This is a genomic window from Bathymodiolus azoricus thioautotrophic gill symbiont (assembly GCF_001298715.1).
In the GTDB taxonomy this organism is placed as follows: Bacteria; Pseudomonadota; Gammaproteobacteria; order PS1; family Pseudothioglobaceae; genus Thiodubiliella.
This window is the reverse complement of record NZ_CDSC02000390.1, coordinates 1-6,197: the sequence shown is the minus strand read 5'-3', so window position 1 is coordinate 6,197 and position 6,197 is coordinate 1. Positions and strand designations below refer to the sequence as shown.

The 6,197-nt window shown below is 37.3% G+C and carries 6 protein-coding genes; 3 read left to right on the top strand and 3 right to left on the bottom strand.

Features of this window, described 5'->3' with window-relative positions; translation table 11 throughout:
- Positions 1-351: 351 nt before the first annotated feature.
- The 3 genes from BAZSYMA_RS07630 to recA form a co-directional block, all read right to left on the bottom strand.
- Positions 352-1,101 (bottom strand): hypothetical protein, encoded by a 750-nt coding sequence (locus BAZSYMA_RS07630; RefSeq protein ID WP_090717460.1) that lies wholly within the window; start codon positions 1,099-1,101, stop codon positions 352-354.
- A 370-nt stretch (positions 1,102-1,471) separates the two neighbouring features.
- The gene (locus tag BAZSYMA_RS07625; protein ID WP_090717457.1) at positions 1,472-1,900 is read right to left on the bottom strand and encodes a regulatory protein RecX; all 429 of its coding nucleotides are present in this window, start codon (positions 1,898-1,900) and stop codon (positions 1,472-1,474) included.
- Entirely contained in the window at positions 1,884-2,909 is a 1,026-nt protein-coding gene (recA, locus tag BAZSYMA_RS07620) for a recombinase RecA (RefSeq protein ID WP_090717452.1), read from the bottom strand. Before recA ends, BAZSYMA_RS07625 begins: the two co-directional genes overlap by 17 nt.
- A gap of 47 nt (positions 2,910-2,956) precedes the next feature.
- Between recA and ribD the strand changes: the two genes are divergently transcribed.
- From ribD to BAZSYMA_RS07605, 3 genes are all read left to right on the top strand, one after another.
- Positions 2,957-4,003 carry a bifunctional diaminohydroxyphosphoribosylaminopyrimidine deaminase/5-amino-6-(5-phosphoribosylamino)uracil reductase RibD gene (ribD, locus tag BAZSYMA_RS07615; RefSeq protein WP_090717448.1) on the top strand — a complete coding sequence of 349 codons (1,047 nt, stop codon included), beginning with the start codon at positions 2,957-2,959 and terminating at the stop codon, positions 4,001-4,003.
- Positions 4,004-4,005: 2 nt separating this feature from the next.
- A complete protein-coding gene (gene coaBC, locus BAZSYMA_RS07610) occupies positions 4,006-5,199 on the top strand; it encodes a bifunctional phosphopantothenoylcysteine decarboxylase/phosphopantothenate--cysteine ligase CoaBC (protein WP_090717444.1) in 1,194 nt (397 codons plus the stop codon).
- Between the two features lie 341 nt (positions 5,200-5,540).
- On the top strand, positions 5,541-6,197 hold a 657-nt coding region (locus BAZSYMA_RS07605), incomplete at its 3' end, for a ComEC/Rec2 family competence protein (RefSeq protein ID WP_143243152.1).

Sequence of the window (6,197 nt, the reverse complement as noted above, 5' to 3'; positions counted from 1 at the left end):
TGATATTTAGCATTATGGCCAATATTTGTTATTTTTTTGCATGCCTTTAATGCAGATAATTATTATACTGCCTGAATTTAAATTCTAAACGCAACTTTTTGTTGACTAATACCTAATTCAAATGCCATTTTCTTAGGCGGGTGTTATCTAAGCGAACCATTGGCTACTCATTTAACCATCGCTCCTATGATAGGTGCTGCGGGTTGGTAAGGGGAGTTTTGGCTTCTAGTTGTTTTACAATTTTCTGATGACAGGTAAATTCTTTGCTATTGTTAGGCGTTCGTTAGGGCATAAGTGTGTTTGACTGACATTGCCCCCTTCATGTACAGCATGAGAAAAAATGACTGAAAATTAGAAGTTAACAATAAGATTAACAGAGGTGCGATTAAATTTAGCATCTGAGCCGTTAATATTGAAACTTCTAAAGGCATCGGCATGGATTTTATGCTTGGCATGCTCCAACTCTAAATTATAATTTTCGTTGAAATTAATACCTACTTTAGCGCTAATATAATGCCCATCAACTTTGGTTTTCCCTTTCGTTCCATAATCAGCCCCGCCAGGAGTGCCACTATAGTAAGATTTATGCCAGTTACCTTTAATTTTGGCATAACCTAATCCAATGTAAGGGGTGGATTTATTAATGGCTGTAAAGTTATACAATCCCCCTAAATAAAGATCAGTAGTTTGCATATATGAGGAAGGAGAAGACACCACAACATCTACTGGACCAGCCGTCGTATTCTTTTTAAAAGCACTGCCATCATCATGAATGAGTGCTGCATCTTGGGTTGGCATTTTAATTTTAGTAAAGTAAAGCCCCAGTTCGTAGCCAAAACCAACTTTTGGCGTGTATCTTAAATTGTAACCAACAGAACGGGCATCGGAAATCTTCCCATCATAGACTGTAGCATTTTTTTCAGTAATAGCGTCAGGGTTGTTGCCAACAAAATCACTAAAATTTTGATGTTTTCCAGAAATATCTGCATCAATACTACCGATAGATTGACTTAAATAAACCCCATGTTTAAGCGTCATTTTTGCTTGCACTTGAGAGATAGCGACAATTAGAAAGATAGTTGTTAGTGTTGTTTTTAACATTTTATTACGCCTTTTAAATTTTATAAATTAAACTGTTGATCATTTATTACCAAATCAGATAATAAAATTGGCATTATATCAGTTGACCCTTGGGCTAAATGGAATTTTTTAGCGCTCTTTAAACAAAAAAATCACACAGGTGCTTGCCATACACGACATTGAGGCTAGGGGCGCTCATTTTTGACGGAAATTTTATTTTGTGCTTTAAGGAGACCTTTGCATAAATAGGAACAATCGTTAGAAACCCACTTTTCACCCACTTGGCGATTTTTTAAACCCAGCCTTAGCTCTGCTAGGACAAGGTTTAAAGAAATCACCAATTGGGCAAAAATTGGATTTTGCTAATCATTCCTATTTATGCAAAGGTCTCTTAAGATGACAACTCAAAAGAGCAATTGATTTCATCAAATCCAAATCCTCGAGATTGTAAAAACCGTTGTTGTTTGGATTTTTCTTTGTAATTACTTGGGGAGACTTCGCCATATTTTGACACTCTAACTTCTTTTGCTAAGGCGAAAAAATCATACGCAGACAAATCAAAATTATCAATGCCTCGTTGTTTGAGGTCCATGGCTATTTTGATCGAACCTTTGCCTTGATTGAAACGCATTTGAACAAATTCATTGGCAAATCGTTGGTCAGATTGATAATTTTGGCTTTTGAGCTTGTCCAATGCTTGCTCTATGTCATCTGCTTGATACTGCTGCGCAAGTTTGTTAGTGAGCTCCAAATAAGAATGCTCGCGTCTAGCGAGCATTTCTAAAGCACTGTTATAAACCGTTTTACTTAGAGCCTGCATCCTGATTTATATCATCTTCTGGCGTTAGTATTTTTTGCTTGATTTTTTCTTCCAAATCTAGACTCATTTCTGGATGTTCTTTTAAATAATCTCGTGCGTTATCTTTGCCTTGCCCAATTCTTTCGCTACCAACACTATACCATGCACCTGCTTTATCCACCAAACCATGCTTTACACCCAAATCAATAATTTCACTTTCACGAGAAATACCCTCATTGTAAAGAATTTGAAACTCAGCTTGTTTGAATGGTGGTGCTACTTTGTTTTTTAAAACTTTAACACGGGTTTCGTTGCCTAGAATTTCATCGCCTTTCTTAATCGCACCAATGCGACGAATATCCAAACGCACTGAGGCATAAAACTTCAGTGCATTGCCACCTGTCGTGGTTTCAGGGTTGCCAAACATCACGCCAATTTTCATACGCAATTGGTTAATAAAAATCACCATGGTGTTGGTTTTTTTAATATTAGAGGTGAGTTTTCTCAAAGCTTGAGACATTAAACGCGCCTGCAGGCCCATATGTGATGCACCCATTTCACCTTCAATTTCCGCCTTAGGTGTAAGTGCTGCAACAGAGTCAATCACGACAACATCCACACCACCTGAGCGCACTAGCATATCAGTAATTTCTAACGCCTGTTCGCCTGTGTCAGGTTGGGAGATTAATAGCTCATCTGTATTAACGCCTAATTTTTTAGCATATTGTGGATCAAGTGCATGCTCTGCATCGATAAAAGCCGCGGTGCCGCCGAGTTTTTGCATCTCAGCAATTACATGTAGGGTTAAGGTGGTTTTACCTGAGGATTCGGGACCATAAATTTCAATCACACGCCCACGGGGCAAGCCACCAATACCAAGTGCAATGTCTAAACTTAAACTACCTGTAGAAACTGCCTCAATATCAGTATTGGCTTCTGCATCACCCAGAAACATAACTGAACCCTTTCCAAATTGCTTATCGATTTGCGTTAATGCAACTTTTAGAGCTTGCTTTTTCTGTTCATCCACGGTGTTTCTCCTTAGGTAAAATGTGATGTAATTATATACGAAATATTATGACAACTTTTTCAAAAAATGACACGCATTTTATGTCACTAGCACTCCAACTCGCACGCAAAGGTCGATACGGCGTTGCATCTAATCCTATGGTGGGGTGCGTGATTGTCAAAGACAACAAAATTCTCGCTGAAGGCTATCATCAAACTTTTGGTAAGGCGCATGCAGAAATTAACGCACTCACACAAATCAATCACCAAACTGATGGTGCCACACTGTATGTGACTTTAGAGCCGTGTGCACATCAAGGTAAAACGCCGCCATGCGCTCAAACCATCATTGATGCAAGTGTAAAAGAAGTGGTAATTGCTACGCTTGATCCCAATCCTTTGGTGAGTGGCAAAGGCGTAGCAATATTAGCAGATGCAGGTATTGTTGTTAGAACTGGTTTACTTGAAAACGAGTCCAAAGAACTCAACCGTGGCTTTATCAAACGCATGGAAACAGGCCTGCCTTTTGTCACTTGTAAAATCGCCATGAGCATAGATGGGAAAACTTCTATGGCATCTGGGCAAAGCAAATGGATTACGGGCAAAGAAGCAAGGCAAGATGTGCAAAAATTACGCGCTAAAAATCAAGCCATACTTACTGGCTCTAGTACAATATTGGCAGATAATCCATTAATGACAGTGCGCCTTGATGGTGTTGATAGTACGCCACTTCGTGTTGTTATTGATGGCAAAAACCAAATTACTGATACCACGCTCAAGATATTTTCCAATGATGCTAATACCAAAATTTTCAATAGCGGAAATACTCAACTTAATAAGGCTGGAAAATTAGATTTGCATCATGTCTTGGTGCAATTGGCACAACAAAATATTAATAGCGTCTTGCTAGAAGCGGGCCCTAAATTGATTGGTGCTATGGTAGAAGAAGGGCTGGTGGACGAATTTATCTTCTACACCGCACCAATATTAATGGGCAGTCATGCCACTTCAATGATGGCGCTTGCCATTCAACAAATGGATGAATGTTTGGCACTCAATATTAGAGATATTAGAATGGTGGGTAACGACATTAAAATAACAGCAATACTAAAGTGAGCATGGCATCATTAACAAATAAAAATATCATCTTAGGTGTTAGTGGCTCAATTGCCGCTTACAAAGCGCCTGACATTGTTCGTCGCTTGCAAGATTTGGGTGCTGAGGTGCGCGTCATACTCACTCAAGGTGGCTCGCAGTTTATTACTGAGTTATCATTACAGGTGACTTCGAGAAACAAAGTGCATGATAATCTCTGGGACAAGGAAGTTGAGCTCTCCATGGGACATATTGAATTAGCCAAATGGGCAGATGCTATTTTAATTGCACCCACCAGTGCCAACACCATTGCTAATCTAGCCTCAGGAAAGGCTGATGATTTACTGAGTAGTGTCGTCTTGGCGAGTGATTGCCCAATACTTATTGCACCTGCTATGAATCAACAAATGTATGCTTCTGCTAGTGTGCAAGCAAACTTGAAAACATTGACTAAGCACCAAACTTTAATCATTGCGCCTGAGAGTGGCAAGCAGGCTTGTGGCGATATCGGTGAAGGTCGCTTAGCCCAACCCATTGATATTGCTAAGCAAGTTGGGAATATTTTTCAAACTACCAAACTCAGTGGCAAAAAAGTCCTAATTACCTTAGGTGCAACCATTGAGGCGATTGACCCTGTTAGATATCTATCCAATCATTCAAGTGGCAAGATGGGTTCAGCACTCTCAGATGCTTGTATTGAAGCTGGGGCACAAGTGACATTAGTACACGGCAATATCAGTGTCATACTCAATCAAAAAGCGCAGATAATATCAGTAATGAGTGCTAGAGAAATGTACCAATCAGTCATGGACAACATTGCTGGGCAAGATATCTTTATTGCTTGCGCTGCGGTGAGTGATTATTCGACAAAAAATATTGAAAAAAATAAAATTAAGAAATCTGAAAAAACACTAATTTTAGAATTAACATTCACCAAAGACATTTTACAAGCAGTCTGTAAATTAACACAAAAACCTCTATGTATTGGCTTTGCCGCAGAGACACAAAATTTAGTTGAAAATGCCCAAAACAAGTTAAAAAATAAGGGCTGTGATGCCATTATTTTAAATGATGTTTCTAGGTGTGATTTAGGCTTTAAAAGTGATGAAAATGAGGTGTTGTTTTTAACCCAAGAAAACAGTATAAAAATTGAAAAAAATAGCAAACAAAAATTGGGTCGAAAAATCATTGAAATACTCAGTGAACAATTTTTCTAAGATAAAAAACCTTGTTAAATCAACACTCAATAGAGTTACCCACAAATATGTGGATAACTCTGTTAATATCTCTATAAAAACAAGTAAAAACATTGATATATTGCGCTTTCTTATGGTTTTGAATAAAAAACAATCATTTATTTTTTTTAATTAAAAATCAATAATTTATAAAAAAATGTAAAAAAATAATTTTGATAAATATGTCATTTTTTTACTTTTTTCCCATTATGGGGAAAACTTTTTAAGTTTCACGCATTAAATCAGGTGTTTCACAGAATATTGGCGTATTCTAAACTGATGAGATTGCTAAAAATTATGATGTTATTTTATGTCCACTACTTATGCTAATTTACGCCCTTAGTTTCTTACTTGGGATTGGGTTATTTTCACTCAAAAATACACTGCAAATCAGCCCTATGGAATGGGTGGTAATTTTTGCGATATTTTTAACGATTTTCACGACATTTAAACACCACAAACCGCTAAGTTTAAATTTAGCGATTTTGGTACTTGGTTTTGCTTGGATGGGGGTTGTATCAACACAAATCTTAAGTGCTAAAATTCAAGATAATTACCTCAATAAGCCAATTCTTGTCAGAGGTGAAATTGTTGAATTGCCAGAAAAAACTTCACGCAGTACGAAATTTATTTTTAAAGCAAGCTCTCCTTTTCAAGGACGCTTAAAATTAACTTGGTATAGTCATTATAACAATAAAACCATCCTCTCCAAAGTACCTAACTTACGCACAGGGGAATCTTGGCAATTACTACTAAAATTAAAACACAATAATGGTTATCAAAATCTAAATAGTTTTGATTATGAAAAATGGTTATTCTACAAACGCATTAATGCCACAGGTTATGTGCGTACTTCATCTGATAATCAGCGCATTAATACCGATGATGGTGCATTTTCAATAGATAAAGTTAGACAAGATATTCGCTATTTACTCTCACCACAAATAGAAAAAAAGACATTTAGCGGTGTAATTAATGCA

Bases quoted from the DNA above. Each gene is read 5' to 3' on its own strand.
- BAZSYMA_RS07630 (WP_090717460.1), bottom strand. From the start codon at position 1,101: ATGTTAAAAACAACACTAACAACTATCTTTCTAATTGTCGCTATCTCT.
- BAZSYMA_RS07625 (WP_090717457.1), bottom strand. From the start codon at position 1,900: ATGCAGGCTCTAAGTAAAACGGTTTATAACAGTGCTTTAGAAATGCTC.
- ribD (WP_090717448.1), top strand. From the start codon at position 2,957: ATGACAACTTTTTCAAAAAATGACACGCATTTTATGTCACTAGCACTC.
- coaBC (WP_090717444.1), top strand. From the start codon at position 4,006: ATGGCATCATTAACAAATAAAAATATCATCTTAGGTGTTAGTGGCTCA.